Genomic DNA, 18,299 nt, shown 5'->3' with positions numbered 1-18,299 from the left:
GTAGCACCTTGTTGACACCGCGCATGGCCGCGGTGCTGGAGCGCATCCACCGCGCCAACCGTCCCGCCTTCCACAGCCTCAGCCCCAAGCAGGCGCGCATCGCCTATCTGATGGGGGCGGAGATCCTGGACCTGCCGCGCGCGCCGCTGGCGCGCGTCGAGCCGCTGTTCATTCCCGGCCCGGCCGGCACGCTGCCCGCGCGCCTCTACGTCGACCGCCCGCGCGACGCGCAAGGCGCGCCGCCGCCGGTGCTGCTGTACTTCCATGGTGGCGGTTTCGTGATCGGCAGCCTGGAGACCCACGACAGCCTGTGCCGCCAGCTGGCGCTGCGCAGCGGCGCGGCGGTGATCGCGCTGGACTACCGCCTCGCGCCCGAGCATCCCTTCCCGGCGGCGGTGGACGACTGCTGGGCGGCGCTGCGCTGGGTGGCGGGCCACGCCGCCGGGCTGGGGCTGGACGGGCGCCGGCTGGCCGTGGGCGGCGACAGCGCCGGCGGCACGCTGGCGGCGGTGACGGCCCTGCATGCGCGCGACATCCGCGCCGAGCTGGGGCAAGACCTGGCCCTGCAGCTGCTGATCACGCCGGGCGCGACGGCCCATGCCGACACCGACTCGCACCGCCGCTTCGCGCAGGGCCATCTGCTCGACGCGCAGGCGCTCGCCTGGTTCTTCAACCACTACATTCCGGCCGAGCAACGCACCGACTGGCGCTTCGCTCCGCTGCTGGCGGAAGACCACGGCGAGCTGGCGCCCGCCTGCGTGATCCTGGCCGAGGCCGATCCGCTGGTCGACGAAGGGCTGGCCTACGCCGACCTGCTGCGCGCCCAAGGCAACGCGGTGCAGTTGGAGCTGTTCCGCGGCGTGACGCATGATTTCATCAAGATGGGGCGCAGCATCCCCGAGGCCGACCAGGCCCTGGATGCCTGCGCCGCCGCGTTGAGGGAGGCCTTGTTTCCATGAGCAGCAGCAACCCGCCGCGTCGGCGCCAGTTCCGCTTCTTCGAGCGGCTGCGCGTGCGCTGGGCCGAGATCGATGCCCAGCACATCGTCTTCAACGGCCACTACCTGACCTATTTCGACACCGCGGTGGGCGGCTACTGGCGCGCGCTTGCCTTGCCCTATGCGGCGACGATGGCGCAGCTGGGCGGCGACCTGTTCGTGCGCAAGGCGACGCTGGAATACCTGGACTCGGCGCGCTACGACGAGCTGCTGGACGTGGGCGTGCGCTGCGAGCGCATCGGCAACAGTTCGCTGACGCTGCATTGCGCGGTGTTCCGGGGCGAGGATTGCCTCGTCCATGGCGAGCTGGTCCATGTGTTCGCCGATCCGGCGGCGCGCGTCTCGCGGCCGCTGCCGCAGGCCTTGCGCGAGCTGCTGCAGGGCTACGAGCGCCAGGAGTCCATGGTGCAGGTGCGCATCGGCGGCTGGGCCGAGCTGGGCGGCGACGCCGGGCCGATACGCCAACAGGTGTTCGTCGACGAACAGAAGATCCCGGCCGAGATGGAATGGGATGCGGCCGACGAGGTCTGCATCCATGCCGTGGCCTACAACCGCCTGGGCCGGCCGCTGGGCACGGGACGGCTGCTGGAGCATGTGCCGGGCGTGGCCAAGATCGGCCGCATGGCGGTGGCCAGCAGCGTGCGCGGCAGCCGCATCGGCCGCGAGCTGCTGGAGGCGTTGATCCGCACCGCGCGCGAGCGCGGCGAGCGCGAGGTGCTGCTGCATGCCCAGCTCAGCGCCGAGGGCTTCTATGCGCGCCAGGGTTTCGCGCGCCGCGGCCCGGTGTTCGAGGAGGCGGGCATTCAGCATGTGGAAATGGTGCGCACGATCTGAACTGCCGCGCGCCCGATTCCCTGGCTCGGCCCTCTGCAATTGATCGACGGCAAACAGACGGCATGCGCCGACCGGGCCCCTCCCTGGCTAGGGGATTGACACCTGTCGGACACGGAACGATTCTCCGCGGCGCGTCGTGCGTGCACGCGAAAAGTCGTTTTGGGAGAGCTGGCAGTGAGACACAAGCTTCAAGTCCTGGTCGCCGCGGTGGCCGGATGTCTGGGAACCGCCGTGCAGGCGGCCGACTACACCTATCTGCAGAACCTGCTGAACGCCACGCCGGCGGGCGGCTGGGTCAAAGCCAGCACCAACAAATTCATCGATGCGGCGCCCACCGGCGCCGATCAGGCGCCGCCGTCTCCCAGCGGCCCCTTGGCCGTGACCTATGCGTGGTCGGGCATGGCCTGGGACGGCAGCCGCGGCAACATCATCCTGTACGGCGGCGGCCATGCGAACTACGTCGGCAATGAGGTCTACCTGTGGCAGGGCTCGAACGGCACGTGGACGCGCGGCAGCCTGCCCAGCCAGGTGGACCTGAGCACCGGCTATATCAACGGTGGCGGCGCGCCGCAGTCCTCGCACACCTACCAGACCAACATCTACGCGCCGATCAACGACCGCTTCGTGATGTTCGGCGGCGCCGCGTGGAACAGCGGCGGCGCCCCGGCGGACGCCAATGGCCGCACCGGCGTGTGGTGGTGGAACCCCGCGCTGGCCGATGCCAACAAGGTGGGCGGTGCGACGGGCACCGGCTGGAACCCCAGCAGCCAGGGTTCCAACTCCTGGCAGGCGCGCCCCTACGACCCTTGGGTGGGCATGCCCGCCGGCAGCGGCCGCAGCTACATCTATGGCACCAGCGCCTACCGCGCCGAGAACGGCAAGGACGTGATCTACCTGACGCTGGACCAGAACTCCTCGGGGCTGCCCGCGCTGTTCCGCTATGAGCTGGGGTCCCCTGGCACGCCGGACAGCTGGTCCATGGTGGGCGTCGACTTCGGTTCGGCCTACATCCAGTCCGGCGCCGCGGCGATCGACAGCGCCAACGGCCTGTTCGTCCGCACCGCGCTGACCGGTGGCAGCTTCGTCAACGACCTCGCGATCTGGGACCTGTCGCAGAACAACGCGGCCAATCCCACGGCCAACAAAGAGTTCGGCGTGCGTCTGGTGACCGAGACCGGCGAGGACTGGGCCACCAACGCCTCGACCTCGGTGGCCTACAACGCCCAGACCGGCGAGCTGGTGTTCTGGGACGGCACGGCCGGCGGCACGGTCTGGACCACCAAGGCCGAGTATCTGGCCGATGGCAAGCTGGACTCGGTGTGGACCATCCACAAGGCCTCCAGCAGCACCGCCGCCCAGCCCAAGGGCAACTTCACCGACGGCGTGCTGGGCAAGTGGGAGTACGCGCCCGAACTGGGCGCCTTCATCGCGATGGACGCCGCCGATGCCAGCGGCGACGCGGCGATCTGGCTGTACAAGCCCATGGCGGCCGCGGTGCCGGAAACCAGCACCTGGGCCATGATGCTGGCCGGCATGATGGGCCTGGGCCTGATGTCGCGCCGGCGCCGCCAGCGCTGACGGCGAGGCGGTGGCGCGGTCAGCGGCCTTCCGGTGATGGCGGCGCCTCGACGACCGCGGCGCCATAGAGCGCCAGGAAGCGCTCCGGCATGCGGCGCGGCTTGCCGCTGCTGATCGCGATGCAGACCAGCTGCCAGCGCCCGCGCATCAGCGTGGCGCCATCGCTCTCGCGGCGCAGCTGGAAGCGCCGCTCCATGCTCAGCCGGCCATCGCTGCCGGTCAGCCAGGTGGCGAGCACCAGGGCCTCGCCTTCGCCGGACGGCAGCAGGTACTGATAGTCCGCGGCGGCGATTGCCATCGCGCGGTCCTGTGCCTGGTAGTCGCACAGGTCCAGCCCCAGCGCCTGCGAATGCGCCCAGGCGACCTGCTCGCACCATTGCACATAGACCGCGTTGTTGGTGTGGTTCAGCCCGTCGATGTGCTCCGGCCGCGGGCGCACCGCGACGCAGTAGGGCCGCGGCAGATCCCAGCCGTCCTCGTCCGTCAGCAGAGCGCTCATCCGACCAACGGCACGAAGCATTCGCGATGCCGAGGGCCCTGGGCATACGCAGCCATCGCGCCCGCGATGCGCTGTTCCAGCGCCTCGGCCCCGTGGCCGCGGTAGACCTCCATCCAGGTCAGCAGCGAGGGGTCGTGGTCATGGCGTTGCAGCAGCCGGACCGGGGCTTCGCCGCGCGCCGCGTCGAAGCAGGTGCGCGCCGCCTGGGCCTGTTCGGCGCGCAGGCGGTAGTAGACGTAGAGCTCCTGTCCCGCTTCGTCCGCGCAGGCCGCGGCCTCGTTCATTGCGGCTCTCCCACCACATAGGGCAGCGGGCGATGCTGCAGCAGCGGGCCATCGGCCGCGCCCAGGTGCAGGCTGCCGTCCTGCAGCGCCGCCAGCTTGACCTCGGCGAGCAGCTCGCCCGGCGCCGCGGCCGCCACCAGCCCGGCCGGCTGCTCGGGATCGGCACTGTGGAAGAGCTCCTGGCCCACCTGCGCCTGGCCCTGCAGCGCGAAGCGGTGCGTGCGCCGCTTGACGCTGCCGCGGTACTGGCTGCGCGCCACGATTTCCTGGCCCGGGTAGCAGCCTTTCTGGAAGTTCACGCCGCCCAGCAGTTCCAGATTGAGCATCTGCGGCACGAATTGCTCCACGGTCGCGCTGCGCACCCAGGCCAGGCCCGAGCGCACCTCCAGCTGCTGCCACTGCTCGGGCGTCAGCGCCGGCAACGCGGGCAGGGCGGCGGCGCGCGGCGCCAGCGCCAGGTAGCGGGGGCCGTGGCCATCGTCGGGCAGCCGGCACACCAGGGCCTCGCCGCTCTCGTTCAGGGGCATGCGCGTCACGCCCCAGACCGCGCCGGGAGCCTGCGCGCCCAGCCAGTCGCGCGCCGCGGTGCCGGCCAGGCCCCAGACCTGCCAGTCCGAGCCGGCGTCGCCGAGCTTGCACTTGGCGCGCAGCACGAACATGGAGAGCCGCTTCTGCGTCGCCGGCAGCAGCTCCGCGGGCAGCGCCAGCAGCAGCTCGTCGGGGCTGTTCTTGAAGGCCAGCAGCAGGGCCAGCAGGCGGCCCTTGGCGCTGCAGTAACCGGCCAGCCGCCCTTCGTGCAGGCCCTGGGCCAGCAGGTCCTGGGTCAGTTGGCCGTGGAGGAATTTCGCTGCCTCTTCGCCCGCGGCGCGGATCACGCCCCAGTCGTCCAGCGGCAGCACGCCCTGCGGCTGTTGCAGGGTCGACGGACCGCCCGCGGCGGCCTCTTCGGTTTGGTGGGTGTCAGTCATGGCGCGATTATGATCAGCGCCCGCATTACATGGAGCGCATCAGGTCTTGGGTCGCCGCAACACTCCCCGCAAGAATCGACGCCAGGGCCGCGGAGGCCTGCTGCTGCGCTGGCTGCTCATGAGCCTGCTGCTGGGCGCACTGGCCCTGGCCACGGCCGCCGCGGCCGCCTGGTGGTGGCTGGAAAAGCCGCTGGCCCTGGACAAGCCGGCGGTGGAGCTGTCCATCGAGCCCGGCACCCCGCCGCGCGAGGTCGCGCAGGCATGGGTGCAGGCCGGCGTGCAGACCGACGCGCGGCTGCTGTACCAGTGGTTCCGCTGGTCGGGCCAGGCCAAGCGCATACGTGCGGGCAGCTACGAAATCCATGCCGGCATCACCGCGCGCGAGCTGCTGGACAAGATGGTGCGCGGCGACGAGGTGCTGGAGCAGCTGCGCCTGATCGAAGGCTGGAACATCCGCCAGGTGCGCGCCGCGCTGGCCGCCGCCCCGGCACTGAAGCAGACCACCGCCGGGCTCAGCGACGCCCAGCTGATGGCGCTGCTGGGCGCGCCCGAGCAGCATCCGGAGGGGCGCTTCTTCCCCGACACCTATGCCTACAGCCGCGGGGTCAGCGACCTCACCGTGCTCAAGCGCGCCTACCAGGCCATGGACCGCCGCCTGAAGGCCGCCTGGGCCGGCCGCGCCGAGGGCCTGCCGCTGCGCTCGGCGGACGAGGCGCTGGTGCTGGCCTCCATCGTCGAAAAGGAAACCGGACTGCCGGCCGACCGCGGCCTGGTGGCGTCGGTCTTCGTGAACCGGCTGCGCCTGGGCATGCCGCTGCAGACGGACCCCACGGTGATCTACGGGCTGGGCGAGAGCTTCGACGGCAATCTGCGCAAGCGCGACCTGCAGACGGACACCATCTACAACACCTACACGCGCACCGGCCTGCCGCCGACGCCGATCGCGATGCCGGGCCTGGCCTCGCTGCAGGCGGCGCTGCATCCGGCGCCGTCCAAGGCCCTGTACTTCGTGGCCCGCGGCGACGGCAGCAGCCAGTTCAGCGAGGACCTCGCCGCGCATAATCGCGCGGTCAACAAGTACCAACGCCAGCAGAAATAAGCCCATGTCCGACGCGAGCGGCAGATTCATCACCTTTGAAGGCATCGACGGTGCGGGCAAGTCCACCCATGTGGCGCGGCTGGCGGCCTTCTTCCGCGACCGGGGCGAGGACCCGGTGCTGACCCGCGAGCCCGGCGGCACGCCGCTGGCCGAGTCGCTGCGCGCGCTCTTCCTGGGCGAGGACATGGACGGCCTCACCGAGGCCCTGATGGTGTTCGCCGCGCGGCGCGACCATTTGCGCCGCGTGATCGCGCCGGCGCTGGACGCGGGTCGCAGTGTGCTCTGCGACCGCTTCGCCGATGCCAGCTTCGCCTACCAGGGCGGCGGTCGCGGCATGGACTGGGCCCGCTTGCTGACCCTCGAATCCTGGGTGCTGGACGGCCGCCAGCCCGACCTGACGCTGTGGTTCGACGTCGAACCGCGGATCGCCGCCGCGCGCCGCGCCGGCGCGCGCGCCGCCGACCGGCTGGAGCAGCAGGACCTGGACTTTTTCGCCCGCGTGCGCGCCGCCTACGCGCGCCGCGCCGAGGCCGCACCGCAGCGCATCGTGCGCATCGACGCATCGGGCAGCGTGGACGAGGTCTGGGCGCGCGTCCAGGCGGAGCTGGAGCGGCGCGCATGGTGAGCAAGACCGAGCTGCTGCCCTGGCTGGCCCAGCCGCTGGCACAGGCGCTGAGCCAGGGGCGCAGCCATGCGCTGCTGCTGCAGGGGCCGGCCGGCGTCGGCCAGCTGGAGCTGGCGCTGCAGCTGGCGCGTGCCTGGCTGTGCGAAGCCCCGCGCCCCCAAGCCGCCACCCAGCCGGAGCCGGCCTGCGGCCATTGCCCCAGCTGCCATCTGCTGGACGCGGGCTCGCATCCCGACTTCATGCTGCTCGTGCCCGACGCGCTGCGCGAGCAGCTGGGACTGGAAGGCGAGGGCGACGGCGAGGCCGAGCCCAAGGGCGGCAAGGCCAGCAAGGCCAAGCCCAGCCGCGAGATCAAGGTCGAGGCGGTGCGCCAGATGCTGGCCTTCGCGCAGACCAGCGCCGCGCGCGGGCGCGCCAAGGTGGTCGTGATCCACCCGGCGGAGGCGCTCAACACGGTGGCCGCCAACGCGCTGCTGAAGACCCTGGAGGAGCCCGCCGGGCTCTTGCGCTTCGCGCTGTCCTGCAGCGCGCCCGAGCAACTGCTGCCCACCATACGCAGCCGCTGCCAGCCGATCGCGCTGCATTTGCCGCCGCGCGAGCTGGCGCTGCAATGGCTGCACCAGCAGGGCGTGGGCGCCGACGCCGACGAAGCCGCGGTGCTGCTGGACGCCACCGGCGGCCGGCCGCAGGAGGCGCTGCGCTGGAGCGAGGACGGCGTGGCCGCGCAGAGCTGGAAGGAACTGCCGCGGCGCGTCGCGCGCGGCGAGGCCGCCGCGCTGAGCGACTGGCCGGTGCCGCGCGCGATCTCGGCGCTGCAGCGCCTGGTCAACGATCTGCTGCGTCTGGAGCATGGAGCGCCTCCGGCTTTCTTCCCGCGCGAGGCGCTGCCCACGCGCCGCCTGGTGCGCGACGCGCTGCTGCAATGGGAGGGCCAGCTGCGCCAACATGCCCGCCATGCCGAGCACCCGCTCAACGCCGGGCTGCTGCTCGAGTCGCTCGTGGCCCAGGGTCGGCAGGCCATGCGTCCGGCCAGGTGAGTAAACTGGGCGGATCATGACCGATCCCAAGACCGCCGCCGTGCCCGCCGCGTCGCACCGGCCCAGCGTGATCCAGCTGGTGTTCAAGGAAAAGTCCGCGCTGTACGCGGCCTATATCCCCGCCTTCAGCGACGGTGGCGTGTTCGTGCCCACCGCGCGCGACTACCGGCTGGGCGAGGACATCTACCTGTTGATGTCGCTGCCGGACGACCCGCAGCGCTACCCGGTGGCCGGCAAGGTGGGCTGGCTCACGCCGGCCAATGCCTCCGGCGGCCGTACCCAGGGGGTGGGCGTGCGCTTTCCCGGCGATGAGAAGACGCGTTTGCTCAAGCTGCGCATCGAGGAGTTGCTGGGCACTGCAATCTCCTCCGCCAAGCCGACCCAGACGCTTTGAGTTCCCCAGGGCGCCCCCAAGCCGGGGCGCTGCGCCTATGTTCATCGATTCCCACTGCCATCTGAGTTTTCCCGAGCTGCGCGAGCGCCTGCCCGAACTGCTGGAGGCCATGCAGGCCGCGCGGGTGGAGCAGGCCATCTGCATCTGCACCACGATGGAGGAGTTCCCCGCGGTGCGCGAGCTGGCGCGCGCGCATGCGCCACTGTTCGCCACCGTGGGCGTGCATCCCGACAACGAGGATGTGCACGAGCCCAGCGAGGACGAACTGGTGAGCGCGGCGGCCGAACCCAAGGTTGTGGCCATTGGCGAGACCGGGCTGGACTACTACCGGCTGGGCGAGCGCACGCTGGCGCAGATGGAATGGCAGCGCGAGCGCTTCCGCACCCACATCCGCGCCGCCCGGCGCGCCGGCAAGCCGCTGGTGGTGCACACGCGTTCCAGCAGCGCCGACACCCTGAGGCTGCTGCGCGAGGAGGGGGCCGACGCGGTCGGCGGCGTGATGCACTGCTTCACCGAGACGCTGGAGGTGGCGCGGGCCGCGCTGGACCTGGGCTTTTCGATTTCCTTTTCGGGCATCCTGACCTTCAAGAATGCGGCCGATCTGCGCGAGGTCGCGCGGGCCCTGCCGGTCGACCGCATCCTGATCGAGACCGACAGCCCCTACCTGGCCCCGGTGCCTTACCGCGGCAAGCTCAACCAGCCGGCCTATGTGCCGCATGTGGCGGCCCAACTGGCCGAGCTGCGCGGCGTGACGCTGGAGACCATCGCGCGCCAATGCAGCGACAACACGCGGCGCCTGTTCGGGCTGACGCCATGAAGCCGGCCGTCCTGGGCGCGGCGGCGGTCCTCGCGCTGAGCGCGCTCCTGCTGACGGGACTATCGGCGCAAGCCCAGGCCCAGGCCCCGACCCAGGGCGCGGGCGTGCCGGTCGGACCAGGCGGGCCTTTGCACGAGGCGGCGCGCATGGATCATGGGCGCGGCATCATGTCGCTGATGCTGGGCGGGGCCGATCCCAACGGCCGCGATGCCAAGGGCAACACGGCGCTGCACGTGGCGCTGATCGAAGAATCCGGCGGCGCTGTCGAAGCCTTGCTGAAGCATCCCGGCACCGACGTCAACGCCATCAACCAGGCCGGCGAGACCCCCTTGATGCTGGCCGCGATCAAAGGCCGGCTGGACTGGGTGCAGGCCCTGGTGATGCGGGGCGCGCTGGTCAACGAACCGGGCTGGTCCGCGCTGCACTACGCCGCTTCCGGGCCCGAGCCGGCCGTCGTGCGCTGGCTCGTGCAGCAGGGCGCCGCGATCAACGCGCGCTCGCCCAACGGCAGCACGCCGCTGATGCTCGCGGCCGGCTACGGCGGCATCACCTCCGCCGAAATCCTGCTCGCCGCCGGCGCCGACGCCTCGCTGCGCAACGAACAAGGCCTGAGCGCCGCCGACTTCGCGCGCAAGGCGGGGCGCGAGGGGTTGGCCGCCAAACTCAAATAGGCCTGGATGGGGCCCCCCCCGCCTGAATTGGTCCCCCCGCCCAAGGAGTACCTTGGTCGGCCCCCGGAGGGGGCGCCGATGCGGCCGGCGTTGAGCCGCCCGCATCAGCTGGTGGGCCGGCTTGGGCCGGCTTGGGGCGGCTCTGGAATGCAGCCCCTCGTCCAGGGAGTACCCTGGCCGGTCCCCCGAGGGGGCGCCGATGCGGCCGGCATTGAGCCGCCCGCATCGCCAAGTGGGCCGGCTTGGGGCGGCCCGGCGCTCGGCCCGAAACACCCCCAAGCCCAGCGGAACCGCTGGGCAGCCCCCCAGGGGCGCCGATGCTCGCGGCTTTGAGCCGCAAGCGTCGGCAAGACTTGTGTGGGTAGCGAGCCCGGGCACGAGGCCCGATGTGGAGTCGAGCCGTACCCGGCGAGCGACTTACATCCTGAGCGGTGGAGCCGCCCCGATGGTCGTCGGGCCAGGACTCAGTGCGAAGCGCAGGCCTCGGTCAAATCGCATTTCAGGCCCTCCTTTTGGTGACTTTTCCTGGGCCCGCAGGAAAAGTTACCCGCCTGCCGGGGCGGGACCCGGCGGGCTCTGCGCCCTGCGCAGACCTTCAAAAACACCACGGGCCAACACCACGGGCCAACACCACGGGCCAACACCAGGGACCATCACCAGCAGCAACCCGCTCAAGCAGCAATTCCCCCGCCCCCCGACAACCCCTAGGAATTCCTCCGACACGCCATTTGTCCCCCGCCCGACTAGGAGCGCCCCCCGACCCTCCCTACAGTGGACCCATCCCCACCTCTTCAGGGAGTTCACGATGTCGCAAGCCCGCCAGGAGTACTTCGTCGCCAACCCGTTCGCGATGCTGCTCGATCCGGAGCGCGTCGCCCGCGACGCCGCCTGCTCGCAGCGCCTGGCGCGTCTGCAGCGGCGCATCTGCCGTCCGCTGGACAAGCCGCTGATCGCGCACAGCGCCAATGCGGAGCTGGAAGGCTACGACCAGTGGATCGACGACAGCGAGATCGATCCCGATCCCGCCGTCGCCATCGACGAGCAAACCAGCGCCCAAGCGCTGGCCTGAGCCCCGTTCAGGGCTGCTGCGGCGCCAGCGTCAGCGCCAGCCCCTTGCTCAGCAGCACCTCCACCTGGTCGCCGACGGCGACCTGGGCGTAGCGCTTGGGATCGTCCACCTTGCGCTCGATGTTGCCCTTGACGCCGCGCAGCGTGATGGTGTGCGTGGCATCGTCCTTGGCCACCACGTCGTAGAGGTCGCGGGTGCGCTCCACGGTGCGCGCGCCACCGGCCGCCGACGCGGGGTCGGTGCTCGCCAGGCTCTCCACCTTCTCGCGCACGCCGGCGCTGCCCTTGTGCAGCTTGAGCGTCAGGCGTTCGGTGTAGCGGACGCTGATCATGTCGCCAGGCTTCACGGCGGACAGATCGCCCAGTTCGCGGCCCACGCCCAGCATCACGCGCTCGCCGTTCTCCTGCTCCAGCGTCAGGCTGCGGCGCTTCTTGTGCACGGCCAGCACCTTGCCCTTGGTTTCCAGCTGCACCGAGGTGGTGATGCGGTCGTCGGACTGGCGCACCTGGGTCTTGGCGGTGGCTTGCAGCCCGCCTTGCGCCAGCGCGGGCAGGGCGGTCAGCGCGCCAGCGGCCGCCAGCAGGGCGGCGCCGAGCAGCGCGGTCGGGGTCTTGTTCATGGGATTCCTCCGTTGCCAGACAGCCGGACGGCCCGGTGTCTTCTCTGGACAGCGGAAGTATCACCGCAGCGCGCGGCCGCGACGCGGCAAAACCGCGACAGCGCCGCTATGGGCGCGCGGCCCGGCCTTCAGCGCACGACGAAGCGGACCTGCACCGGCTTGCGCCCCGGCAGCGTGACCTGGGCAATGACCTTGCTGCCCGGCGCGAGCCGGGCACTGCCGGCACCGGCCTCCAGCCGGTCGCCGACGGGCTGCAGCTGCAGCTCGCGCTTGTCGGCACCGCTGAGCACGGTCAGCCGGGCACTGGCGCCCTGCAGCGAGAGCGGACGGCCGTGGTCGCGCACATGCAGGCGCACCGGCGCGGACTGGGCAACCAGCTCGAAGTCCAGGTCCGCGGCCTCGACCACCACGCCGCCCTGCAGCGGCGTGTGCGCATGGGCATGGTCGTGCCCGTCGGCCGCCTGCGCGGCACCGGCCAGGCCGGACAGCGCCAACAGCGTGGCCGCCAGCCGCGCGCGTGGGGAATGGGTCGTCGTCATGGGTCCTCCTTGATCGTGGAATGGGTGGGGCTCAGAGCGCCTCGGCGTCGCGCTGCTGCGCCAGCCGCTCGGCATCGTGGCGGCCGAACAGCCAGAACATCGCCGGGGTCAGGAAGGTGTCCAGCAGCGTGGAACTGATCAGCCCGGAGAAGATCACCACGGCCACCGGATGCAGGATTTCGGTGCCCGGGCGCTCGGCCTCCAGCAGCAGCGGCGCCAGCGCGAAAGCGGTGACCAGCGCCGTCATCAGCACCGGGCTGAGCCGCTCCAGCGAGCCACGCAGGATCATCGCGTGGTCGAAGCTCTCGTTCTCGAAGCGCATCAGGTTGATGTAGTGGCTGACCTTGAGGATGCCGTTGCGCACCGAGATGCCCGCCAGCGTGATGAAGCCCACCAGCGCGGCGATGGACAGCGGCTGCCCCGACAGCGCCAGCCCGGCCACCGCGCCGACCAGGGCCAGCGGAATGTTGGCCATGATCAGCAGCGCCAGCCGGGTGCTGCGGTAACGGCTGTAGAGCACGACGAACATCAGCACCGCGGACACCACGGACAGCGCGGCGACCAGCCTCGCGGCTTCTTCCTGCGCCTGGAACTGGCCACCCAGCGTGATGAAGTAGCCCTCGGGCAGCGGCGTCTCGGCCACCACCTTGCGGATGTCGGCGACGATGTCGGACAGCGGCCGGCCCTGCGCGTTGGCGGACAGCACGATGCGGCGGCGCCCGTCGTCGCGGCTGATCTGGTTGGGGCCGTCGGCCTCCTCGATGCTGGCCAGGCGCGACAGCGGCACGCGTCCGCCCGGCGTCTCGATCAGGATCTGCGCCAGCCCCTGCACCGAACGCGCCGACTCGGGCAGCCGCATCACCAGCGCGAAGCGCCGGTTGCCCTCGACGATCTGGGTGATCTTCTCGCCCTCGACCAGCGATTGCAGCGTGGCCAGGATCTGCGGCGCGGCCACGCCGTGGCGCGAGGCGGCCGCGTAGTCCACGCGCACCTTGATCTGCGGCGCCAGCACCTGCTTTTCGACCTCCAGGTCCGCCACGCCGGGGATCGCGGCCAGCCGACCGCGCAATTGCTCGGCCTGGCCGCGCAGCGTGTCCAGGTCCTCGCCGAAGATCTTGATCGCGATCTGCGAGCGCACGCCGGACAGCATGTGGTCGATGCGGTGCGAGATGGGCTGGCCGATCGCGATCGCCGCGGGCAGGTTGGCCAGCCGGGCGCGGATGTCGCCCTGGATCTCGTCCATGCTGCGGCGGATCTGGTCGCTGGGCTTCAGGCCCACGTCCAGCTCGCTGACGTGCACGCCCTCGGCATGCTCGTCCAGCTCGGCGCGCCCACTGCGCCGGCCCACGTGCGTGACCTCGGGCACCTCGCGCACCAGCGCCTCGGCCTGGCGCGCCAGCGCCGAGGACTCGGCCAGCGTGACGCCCGGGTTCAGGCGCAGGCCCACCAGCAGCGTGCCCTCGTTGAAGGGCGGCAGGAAGGTGGTGGGGAACAGCGGCACCGCCGCCGCGGCGATCAGCACCGCGCCGGCGCCGGCCGCCAGCGCCGCGACCGGCCGGCGCAGCGTGGTCTGCAGGCCGGCGCGGTAGCGCGCCTTCAGCCAGGCCAGCAGCCGGGTGTCGCCGTGGTCCAGCGATTTCATGCGTGGCAGCAGGTACAGGCTCAGCACCGGCGTCACGGTCACCGAGACCACCAGGCTGGCCAGCGTCGAGACGATGAAGGCAATGCCCAGCGGCACGAACAGCCGCCCCTCCATGCCGGGCAGCGCGAACAGCGGCACGAACACCAGCACGATGATCACGGTGGCGTAGAGGATGGCGGAGCGCACCTCCAGCGTGGCCTTGGCGACGACCTCGAGCGGATTGAGCCGGTGGCCGGGATGGCGCGCGCGGTCTTCCTTCAGGCGGCGCAGCGTGTTCTCGATGCCCACCACGGCGTCGTCCACCAGGCCGCCGATTGCGATCGCCAGCCCGCCCAGGGTCATGGTGTTGATCGACAGGCCGAAGTGGCGGAACACCAGCGCGGTGATGAAGATGGATACCGGGATGGCCACCAGCGCGATCACCGTCGTGCGCAGATTGCCCAGGAAGAGCAGCAGCACCAGCGCGACGAAGGCCGAGGCCGCGACCAGCTTGCCCTGCAGCGTCTGGATCGAGGCTTCGATGAAGCTGGCCTGGCGGAAGGTGATCTGCGGCGCCTCCATGCCGGCGGGCAGCGAACGCTTCATGCCGTCCAGCGCCGATTCGATCGCGCGGGTGAGCGCGATGGTGTCGGCGGCGGGCTGCTTCTGCACGCCCAGGATGACCGCCGGGCGGCCGCCCAGGCCGGCGTCGCCGCGGCGTATCGCCGGCGCGAAGCTCACCTGGGCCACCTGGCCGAGCAGCACGGGCTGGCCGCCGCGCAGGCCCAGCGCCAGCTGGCGCAGGTCGTCCAGGCTGGAGCTGCGGCCCAGGTGGCGGATCAGGTACTCGCGCCCATTGAGCTCCAGGAAGCCGCCCGAGGTGTTGGACGAGAAGCCCTTCAACGCCGCTTCCAGCTGGTCGTGGCTGATCTCCAGCTGGGCCATGCGCGCGGTGTCGGGCTGGACCTGGAACTGGCGCACCTCGCCGCCGATCGGGATCACCTGGGCGACGCCGGGGATGGCCAGCAGGCGCGGGCGCAGCACCCAGTCGGCGTACTCGCGCACCGCCATCGCCGAGGTCTTGGCGCTGTCGATGGGGATCGCGATCTGCAGGATCTCGCCCATGATGGAGCTGATCGGCCCCATGCGCGGCACCACGCCCTCGGGCAGGCCTTCCTCCATGGAGGACAGCCGCTCCGACACCATCTGGCGCGCGCGGAAGATCTCGGTGTTCCAGTCGAAGGTCACATAGAGGAAGGAGAGGCCGGCGCTGGAGGTGGAGCGCACCGACTCCACGCCGGGCAGGCCATTCATCGCCGTTTCCAGCGGGAAGGTGATGAGCTGCTCCACCTCCTCGGAGGCCATGCCGCCGGCCTCGGTCATCAGCGTGACCGTGGGTTTGTTGAGGTCGGGGAACACGTCCACCGGCGTGCGCGAGAGCGTGAACGCGCCATAGGCCATCAGCACCAGGCTGGCGATGATGACCAGCAGCCGGTTGGCCAGGCTGCTGTCGAGTAGCCACTTGAACATGGTCGGGTCTTCCGTGCTGCGCGTTCAGCGGACCTGGTTGACCAGGCCGGCACCCTGGGTGACGACGCGCTCGCCGTCCTTGAGGCCGGAGGCGATGCTGACCTGGCTGCCGTCCAGCGGCTGCACCATGACCACGCGCGGCTCGAAGCGCTCGGCCGCGGTCTTCACCCAGACCACGTTCTGGTTGGACGGGTTCTTCATCAGCGCGGCGGCCGGCACCGGGATGCCGGAGACCTGGCTGCGCGTCTGCACCACCACCCGCACCGGCTGGCCCACGGCGAGCGCGGCGAGGTGATCGCCACGGGCCTGGAAGCTGATGGGCAGGGCCTGCGCGCGCAGGCTGCGCGCCGCGCCGATCAGCGTCAGCGGGATCTGCCCGCCATCGGGCAGCGGCACATGGGCGCCGGCGATGTCCTGCGCCACCGTGGCGTCGTAGGCCAGCGCCTCGACGCGCAGGCGGCGCGGATCCACCACCTCGAACACCAGCTCGCGCGCGTCCACCACCTGTCCGGCCACCGCCTGGGCCGACGCGATCACGCCGCTGACGGGCGCCACCAGGGCCTCACGCGCCGCCAGTCCGGTGCCGACCGCGCGCACGCGGCCGTCCAGCCCGGCCAGCTCGCTCTCCAGCGCCTCGATGTCCTTGCGCGGCACGGTGTCGGCCAGTTCGCGCAGGCGCGCCAGGCGCTTGCGTGCCAGGTCTTGCGCGGCGCGCAGCTCGGCCAGCTGCGCCTGCTGCCCGGCGCGCTCCAGGCTGCCGGCGCTGGACTGCACATAGGCCAGCACCTCGCCTTTGCGCACCGCCTGGCCCACGCCGGGGATGCCGCGCGGCCCCGGCTCCAGCCGGCCGGCGTTCATGGGCTGGACCTTGCCGCCCGCGTTGGGGTCCATCAGCACCTGGCCGTTGAGCTCCAGCGCGCGCGGCAGCTGGCGCGTGCGCGCCTCGACGGTGCGCACGCCCATCTGGCGCTGGGCCGGCTTGGGCAGAAAGACCGCGCCATCGGGCAGGCGCTGCGGCCCCTGCGCGCTCACCGGCGGCGGTGCGTCGCCATGGTCGTGCCCGGGGCCGGCCTGCGCCGGCCCGGCGCCCAGCAGCAGGACCAGGGTCAGCAGCGCGGCGGTCGGGCGCGGCGTGGCGGCGAAGGAAGAAAGGAGGAATCTGCGCATGATCAGGCGTTGTTCTTGGCGCGCAGGCGGCGCGCGAGCGTCAGGAGCAGGGCCGCCAGCAGCGCGGCGCCGGCCAGCGCGCCGCCCCACAGCGCCAGGCGGCGCGGGCCACCGCCCGTGGCGGCTTCGGCATGGGCGTCCTCGTGCAGGTCCAGTTCGGCGGCGAGCAGGTCGCTGTCCTGCGCGGTGCGTACCGTGGCGTTGAGCGCATGGCTGCCCTCGGCCAGCGGGGCGTCCAGCTGCAGTTCGAACTCGCCGACGCCGACGGCGCGCGGCTTGAAGCTGCGCGAGCCCAGCTGCAGCTCCAGCTGGGCGTCGCGCACCGGCGCGTTGTCGGCGGCATGGTCCAGGTAGAGCGTCAGGCGCTGGCCGTCGAGCACGCCGACCAGCTCGAACAGCTCGGATGTGGCGGCGAAGCGCGGCAGCGCGCGCCCCGCCGTCGCGGGGGGCGCTTCGTCGCCGTGGCCCTCGTGGGCCCGGGCCGTGGGGGCGAGCAGGCCCAGCAGCAGCGCCAGGCCGAGGGCGGGCAGCCAGCCGGCGACGGGGCGGCTGCGGGAAGGGTCCAGGGTCATGGGGAAGTCCTGAAGAAGGAGAGGGGCGGTTCGCATCGGCGCATCAGCGCGGCAGCAGGCCCAGGGCCTGGTGGAGCGCCGAGATGGACTGGTTCAGCGCCAGGCGTGCCAGCAGGGCCTGGCGCTGCGCCTCGAAGGCTTCCAGCTCGACGCGCAGCCGGCCGGGCAGGTCGGTTTCGCCGGCGCGGAAGGACTTTTCGACGAAGCCCAGCGTGGCCTGCGCCAGCTCGGCACGCCGGCCGGCGGCCTGCTCGGCCAGCCGGGCCGCGGCGAGGCGCGCACGCGCGGCGGCCAGCTCGCCGATCAGGCGCTGGCGCGTCAGCTCCAGCGCTGCGCGCGCCTCCTGCTGTTCGGCCTGGGCCAGCGACTCGCGGTTCTGGCGCTCGCCATCGGAGCCGAAGGGGATGCGCAGCGCCAGGCCGAGGTTCTGCCCGTAGCGGTCGCCGTAGGCGCCGCGCTCGCGCGTGGTGCTCAGGCTCAGTTCGGGATTGGGGCGACGCTGGCTCTGGGTCAGCTCGCGCGCGCGCTCGGCGCTGGCGAGCCGGTCGTCCAGCTCGCGCAGCTGCGGATGCAGCGGGGGCAGCTCCGGCGCGGCGGGCTCGGACTGGGCGTCGGGCAGCGCCTCGGGCTGGTCGGGCAGTTCGGCCGGCACGGGCTGGCGCGTCAGCGCGGCCAGCGCCTGTTCGGCCTGCACCACCGTCGCCCGGGCCAGTGCCTGCTCGGCCTGCGCGGCGGCATGCGCGCCCTCGGCCTGCAGGCGGTCGGCGCGCGCCAGTTCGCCGGCCGCGACGCGCCGGCCCACATCGGCGGCCAGGCGGGCGGCGCTTTGTTCGCGCGCCTGTGCCAGCTCCAGCTCCGCGCGCGCCTTGTGCACGCTCCACCAGGCCTCGCGCAGCTCGCCGGCCAGGCGCCAGCGCGCGGCGGCCTCGCGGCTGTCCAGCCCCTGGCGCTCGGCGTCGGCCAGCGCCATGCTGCGCTCGCGCTCGCCAGGCAGCCACAGGGGCAGTGACAGGCCCAACTCCTGTTCGCGCGCGCCGCTGTCGCGGCTCCAGCGGTCGGTCTTGGCCGACAGCTGCAGCGCTGGTGGCTGGGCCGTCCAGCGCCGCGCCTGGGCCTGGCGGCCGGCGGCGGCCTGGCGCCGGTCCTGCGCGCTGCGCGCTTCGGGCTGCTGCTGCCAGGCGGACTCGAACGCTTGCGCCAGGCTCGCCGCTGCCGGCTCGGCACGCGTGCCGGCCGGCAGCATGCACAGGCCCAGGCCCAGGGCCAGGGTCAGTCCTTGCAGCAGCCCAGGGGGCAGGGGGGAGGCGGGAGGTCGGCGCATCGGCGGGGTCGTCTGAAGGCGGGCGCCGGAGGGCGCGATGACCGGGCACTCTAGGGAG

General features: G+C 72.0%; 19 protein-coding genes. 10 read left to right on the top strand and 9 right to left on the bottom strand.

The window, feature by feature from the left end; all coding sequences use genetic code 11:
• Window positions 1-23: 23 nt before the first annotated feature.
• From LZ017_RS18200 to LZ017_RS22305, 3 genes are all read left to right on the top strand, one after another.
• Window positions 24-959: an alpha/beta hydrolase gene (locus tag LZ017_RS18200; RefSeq protein ID WP_241398395.1), complete on the top strand. Its 936-nt coding sequence runs from the start codon at window positions 24-26 to the stop codon at window positions 957-959.
• Window positions 956-1,831, top strand: coding sequence for a YbgC/FadM family acyl-CoA thioesterase (locus tag LZ017_RS18195; RefSeq protein WP_241398333.1), 876 nt, complete (start codon window positions 956-958; stop codon window positions 1,829-1,831). Before LZ017_RS18200 ends, LZ017_RS18195 begins: the two co-directional genes overlap by 4 nt.
• A 174-nt stretch (window positions 1,832-2,005) precedes the next feature.
• On the top strand, window positions 2,006-3,409 hold the full coding sequence (locus LZ017_RS22305; protein ID WP_241398332.1) for a PEP-CTERM sorting domain-containing protein: 1,404 nt from the start codon (window positions 2,006-2,008) through the stop codon (window positions 3,407-3,409).
• A gap of 19 nt (window positions 3,410-3,428) precedes the next feature.
• Here LZ017_RS22305 and LZ017_RS18185 read toward each other — a convergent pair whose 3' ends face one another.
• The 3 genes from LZ017_RS18185 to LZ017_RS18175 are packed head-to-tail and all read right to left on the bottom strand — an operon-like array spanning window position 3,429 to window position 5,160.
• Window positions 3,429-3,908: an acyl-CoA thioesterase gene (locus LZ017_RS18185; RefSeq protein ID WP_241398331.1), complete on the bottom strand. Its 480-nt coding sequence runs from the start codon at window positions 3,906-3,908 to the stop codon at window positions 3,429-3,431.
• Window positions 3,905-4,192, bottom strand: a complete 288-nt coding sequence (locus LZ017_RS18180; RefSeq protein WP_241398330.1) for a DUF4936 family protein — start codon at window positions 4,190-4,192, stop codon at window positions 3,905-3,907. Before LZ017_RS18180 ends, LZ017_RS18185 begins: the two co-directional genes overlap by 4 nt.
• Window positions 4,189-5,160, bottom strand: a complete 972-nt coding sequence (locus LZ017_RS18175; RefSeq protein ID WP_241398329.1) for a folate-binding protein — start codon at window positions 5,158-5,160, stop codon at window positions 4,189-4,191. Before LZ017_RS18175 ends, LZ017_RS18180 begins: the two co-directional genes overlap by 4 nt.
• A 118-nt stretch (window positions 5,161-5,278) precedes the next feature.
• Here LZ017_RS18175 and mltG point away from each other — a divergent pair, with 118 nt between their 5' ends.
• From mltG to LZ017_RS18140, 7 genes are all read left to right on the top strand, one after another.
• Complete coding sequence (gene mltG, locus LZ017_RS18170) at window positions 5,279-6,259, top strand: endolytic transglycosylase MltG (RefSeq protein ID WP_241398394.1); 981 nt, start codon at window positions 5,279-5,281, stop codon at window positions 6,257-6,259.
• A gap of 4 nt (window positions 6,260-6,263) precedes the next feature.
• Window positions 6,264-6,884, top strand: coding sequence for a dTMP kinase (gene tmk / locus LZ017_RS18165; protein WP_241398328.1), 621 nt, complete (start codon window positions 6,264-6,266; stop codon window positions 6,882-6,884).
• A complete protein-coding gene (gene holB / locus LZ017_RS18160) occupies window positions 6,878-7,921 on the top strand; it encodes a DNA polymerase III subunit delta' (protein WP_277604767.1) in 1,044 nt (347 codons plus the stop codon). Before tmk ends, holB begins: the two co-directional genes overlap by 7 nt.
• 16 nt (window positions 7,922-7,937) lie before the next feature.
• The gene (locus LZ017_RS18155) at window positions 7,938-8,315 is read left to right on the top strand and encodes a PilZ domain-containing protein (protein ID WP_241398327.1); all 378 of its coding nucleotides are present in this window, start codon (window positions 7,938-7,940) and stop codon (window positions 8,313-8,315) included.
• Window positions 8,316-8,352: 37 nt separating this feature from the next.
• Window positions 8,353-9,132, top strand: coding sequence for a TatD family hydrolase (locus tag LZ017_RS18150; protein ID WP_241398326.1), 780 nt, complete (start codon window positions 8,353-8,355; stop codon window positions 9,130-9,132).
• Window positions 9,129-9,803 carry an ankyrin repeat domain-containing protein gene (locus tag LZ017_RS18145; RefSeq protein WP_241398325.1) on the top strand — a complete coding sequence of 225 codons (675 nt, stop codon included), beginning with the start codon at window positions 9,129-9,131 and terminating at the stop codon, window positions 9,801-9,803. Before LZ017_RS18150 ends, LZ017_RS18145 begins: the two co-directional genes overlap by 4 nt.
• An 805-nt stretch (window positions 9,804-10,608) precedes the next feature.
• Window positions 10,609-10,872, top strand: coding sequence for a hypothetical protein (locus LZ017_RS18140; protein WP_241398323.1), 264 nt, complete (start codon window positions 10,609-10,611; stop codon window positions 10,870-10,872).
• Window positions 10,873-10,879: 7 nt separating this feature from the next.
• On the opposite strand, the gene LZ017_RS18135 is transcribed toward LZ017_RS18140, so the two are convergent.
• From LZ017_RS18135 to LZ017_RS18110, 6 genes are all read right to left on the bottom strand, one after another.
• Window positions 10,880-11,491 (bottom strand): hypothetical protein, encoded by a 612-nt coding sequence (locus LZ017_RS18135; protein ID WP_241398322.1) that lies wholly within the window; start codon window positions 11,489-11,491, stop codon window positions 10,880-10,882.
• 128 nt (window positions 11,492-11,619) lie between these two features.
• Window positions 11,620-12,030 (bottom strand): hypothetical protein, encoded by a 411-nt coding sequence (locus LZ017_RS18130; RefSeq protein WP_241398321.1) that lies wholly within the window; start codon window positions 12,028-12,030, stop codon window positions 11,620-11,622.
• A 31-nt stretch (window positions 12,031-12,061) separates the two neighbouring features.
• Complete coding sequence (locus tag LZ017_RS18125; protein WP_241398320.1) at window positions 12,062-15,181, bottom strand: efflux RND transporter permease subunit; 3,120 nt, start codon at window positions 15,179-15,181, stop codon at window positions 12,062-12,064.
• A 24-nt stretch (window positions 15,182-15,205) separates the two neighbouring features.
• The gene (locus tag LZ017_RS18120; protein ID WP_241398317.1) at window positions 15,206-16,348 is read right to left on the bottom strand and encodes an efflux RND transporter periplasmic adaptor subunit; all 1,143 of its coding nucleotides are present in this window, start codon (window positions 16,346-16,348) and stop codon (window positions 15,206-15,208) included.
• A gap of 2 nt (window positions 16,349-16,350) precedes the next feature.
• Window positions 16,351-16,920, bottom strand: coding sequence for a hypothetical protein (locus LZ017_RS18115; RefSeq protein WP_241398316.1), 570 nt, complete (start codon window positions 16,918-16,920; stop codon window positions 16,351-16,353).
• 43 nt (window positions 16,921-16,963) lie between these two features.
• Complete coding sequence (locus LZ017_RS18110; RefSeq protein ID WP_241398315.1) at window positions 16,964-18,241, bottom strand: TolC family protein; 1,278 nt, start codon at window positions 18,239-18,241, stop codon at window positions 16,964-16,966.
• Window positions 18,242-18,299 lie beyond the last annotated feature (58 nt).

This window comes from Pelomonas sp. CA6 (assembly GCF_022549225.1).
In the GTDB taxonomy this organism is placed as follows: Bacteria; Pseudomonadota; Gammaproteobacteria; order Burkholderiales; family Burkholderiaceae_C; genus Roseateles.
Note: the sequence above shows the minus strand (reverse complement) of the source record. Positions and strands in the feature narration are given on the sequence as shown.

Excerpts from the sequence above, each read along its gene's own strand:
- LZ017_RS18200 (WP_241398395.1), top strand. The coding sequence starts at position 24 with ATGGCCGCGGTGCTGGAGCGCATCCACCGCGCCAACCGTCCCGCCTTC.
- LZ017_RS18195 (WP_241398333.1), top strand. The coding sequence starts at position 956 with ATGAGCAGCAGCAACCCGCCGCGTCGGCGCCAGTTCCGCTTCTTCGAG.
- LZ017_RS18185 (WP_241398331.1), bottom strand. The coding sequence starts at position 3,908 with ATGAGCGCTCTGCTGACGGACGAGGACGGCTGGGATCTGCCGCGGCCC.
- LZ017_RS18180 (WP_241398330.1), bottom strand. The coding sequence starts at position 4,192 with ATGAACGAGGCCGCGGCCTGCGCGGACGAAGCGGGACAGGAGCTCTAC.
- LZ017_RS18175 (WP_241398329.1), bottom strand. The coding sequence starts at position 5,160 with ATGACTGACACCCACCAAACCGAAGAGGCCGCCGCGGGCGGTCCGTCG.
- mltG (WP_241398394.1), top strand. The coding sequence starts at position 5,279 with ATGAGCCTGCTGCTGGGCGCACTGGCCCTGGCCACGGCCGCCGCGGCC.
- tmk (WP_241398328.1), top strand. The coding sequence starts at position 6,264 with ATGTCCGACGCGAGCGGCAGATTCATCACCTTTGAAGGCATCGACGGT.
- holB (WP_277604767.1), top strand. The coding sequence starts at position 6,878 with ATGGTGAGCAAGACCGAGCTGCTGCCCTGGCTGGCCCAGCCGCTGGCA.
- LZ017_RS18155 (WP_241398327.1), top strand. The coding sequence starts at position 7,938 with ATGACCGATCCCAAGACCGCCGCCGTGCCCGCCGCGTCGCACCGGCCC.
- LZ017_RS18150 (WP_241398326.1), top strand. The coding sequence starts at position 8,353 with ATGTTCATCGATTCCCACTGCCATCTGAGTTTTCCCGAGCTGCGCGAG.
- LZ017_RS18145 (WP_241398325.1), top strand. The coding sequence starts at position 9,129 with ATGAAGCCGGCCGTCCTGGGCGCGGCGGCGGTCCTCGCGCTGAGCGCG.
- LZ017_RS18140 (WP_241398323.1), top strand. The coding sequence starts at position 10,609 with ATGTCGCAAGCCCGCCAGGAGTACTTCGTCGCCAACCCGTTCGCGATG.
- LZ017_RS18135 (WP_241398322.1), bottom strand. The coding sequence starts at position 11,491 with ATGAACAAGACCCCGACCGCGCTGCTCGGCGCCGCCCTGCTGGCGGCC.
- LZ017_RS18130 (WP_241398321.1), bottom strand. The coding sequence starts at position 12,030 with ATGACGACGACCCATTCCCCACGCGCGCGGCTGGCGGCCACGCTGTTG.
- LZ017_RS18125 (WP_241398320.1), bottom strand. The coding sequence starts at position 15,181 with ATGTTCAAGTGGCTACTCGACAGCAGCCTGGCCAACCGGCTGCTGGTC.
- LZ017_RS18120 (WP_241398317.1), bottom strand. The coding sequence starts at position 16,348 with ATGCGCAGATTCCTCCTTTCTTCCTTCGCCGCCACGCCGCGCCCGACC.
- LZ017_RS18115 (WP_241398316.1), bottom strand. The coding sequence starts at position 16,920 with ATGACCCTGGACCCTTCCCGCAGCCGCCCCGTCGCCGGCTGGCTGCCC.
- LZ017_RS18110 (WP_241398315.1), bottom strand. The coding sequence starts at position 18,241 with ATGCGCCGACCTCCCGCCTCCCCCCTGCCCCCTGGGCTGCTGCAAGGA.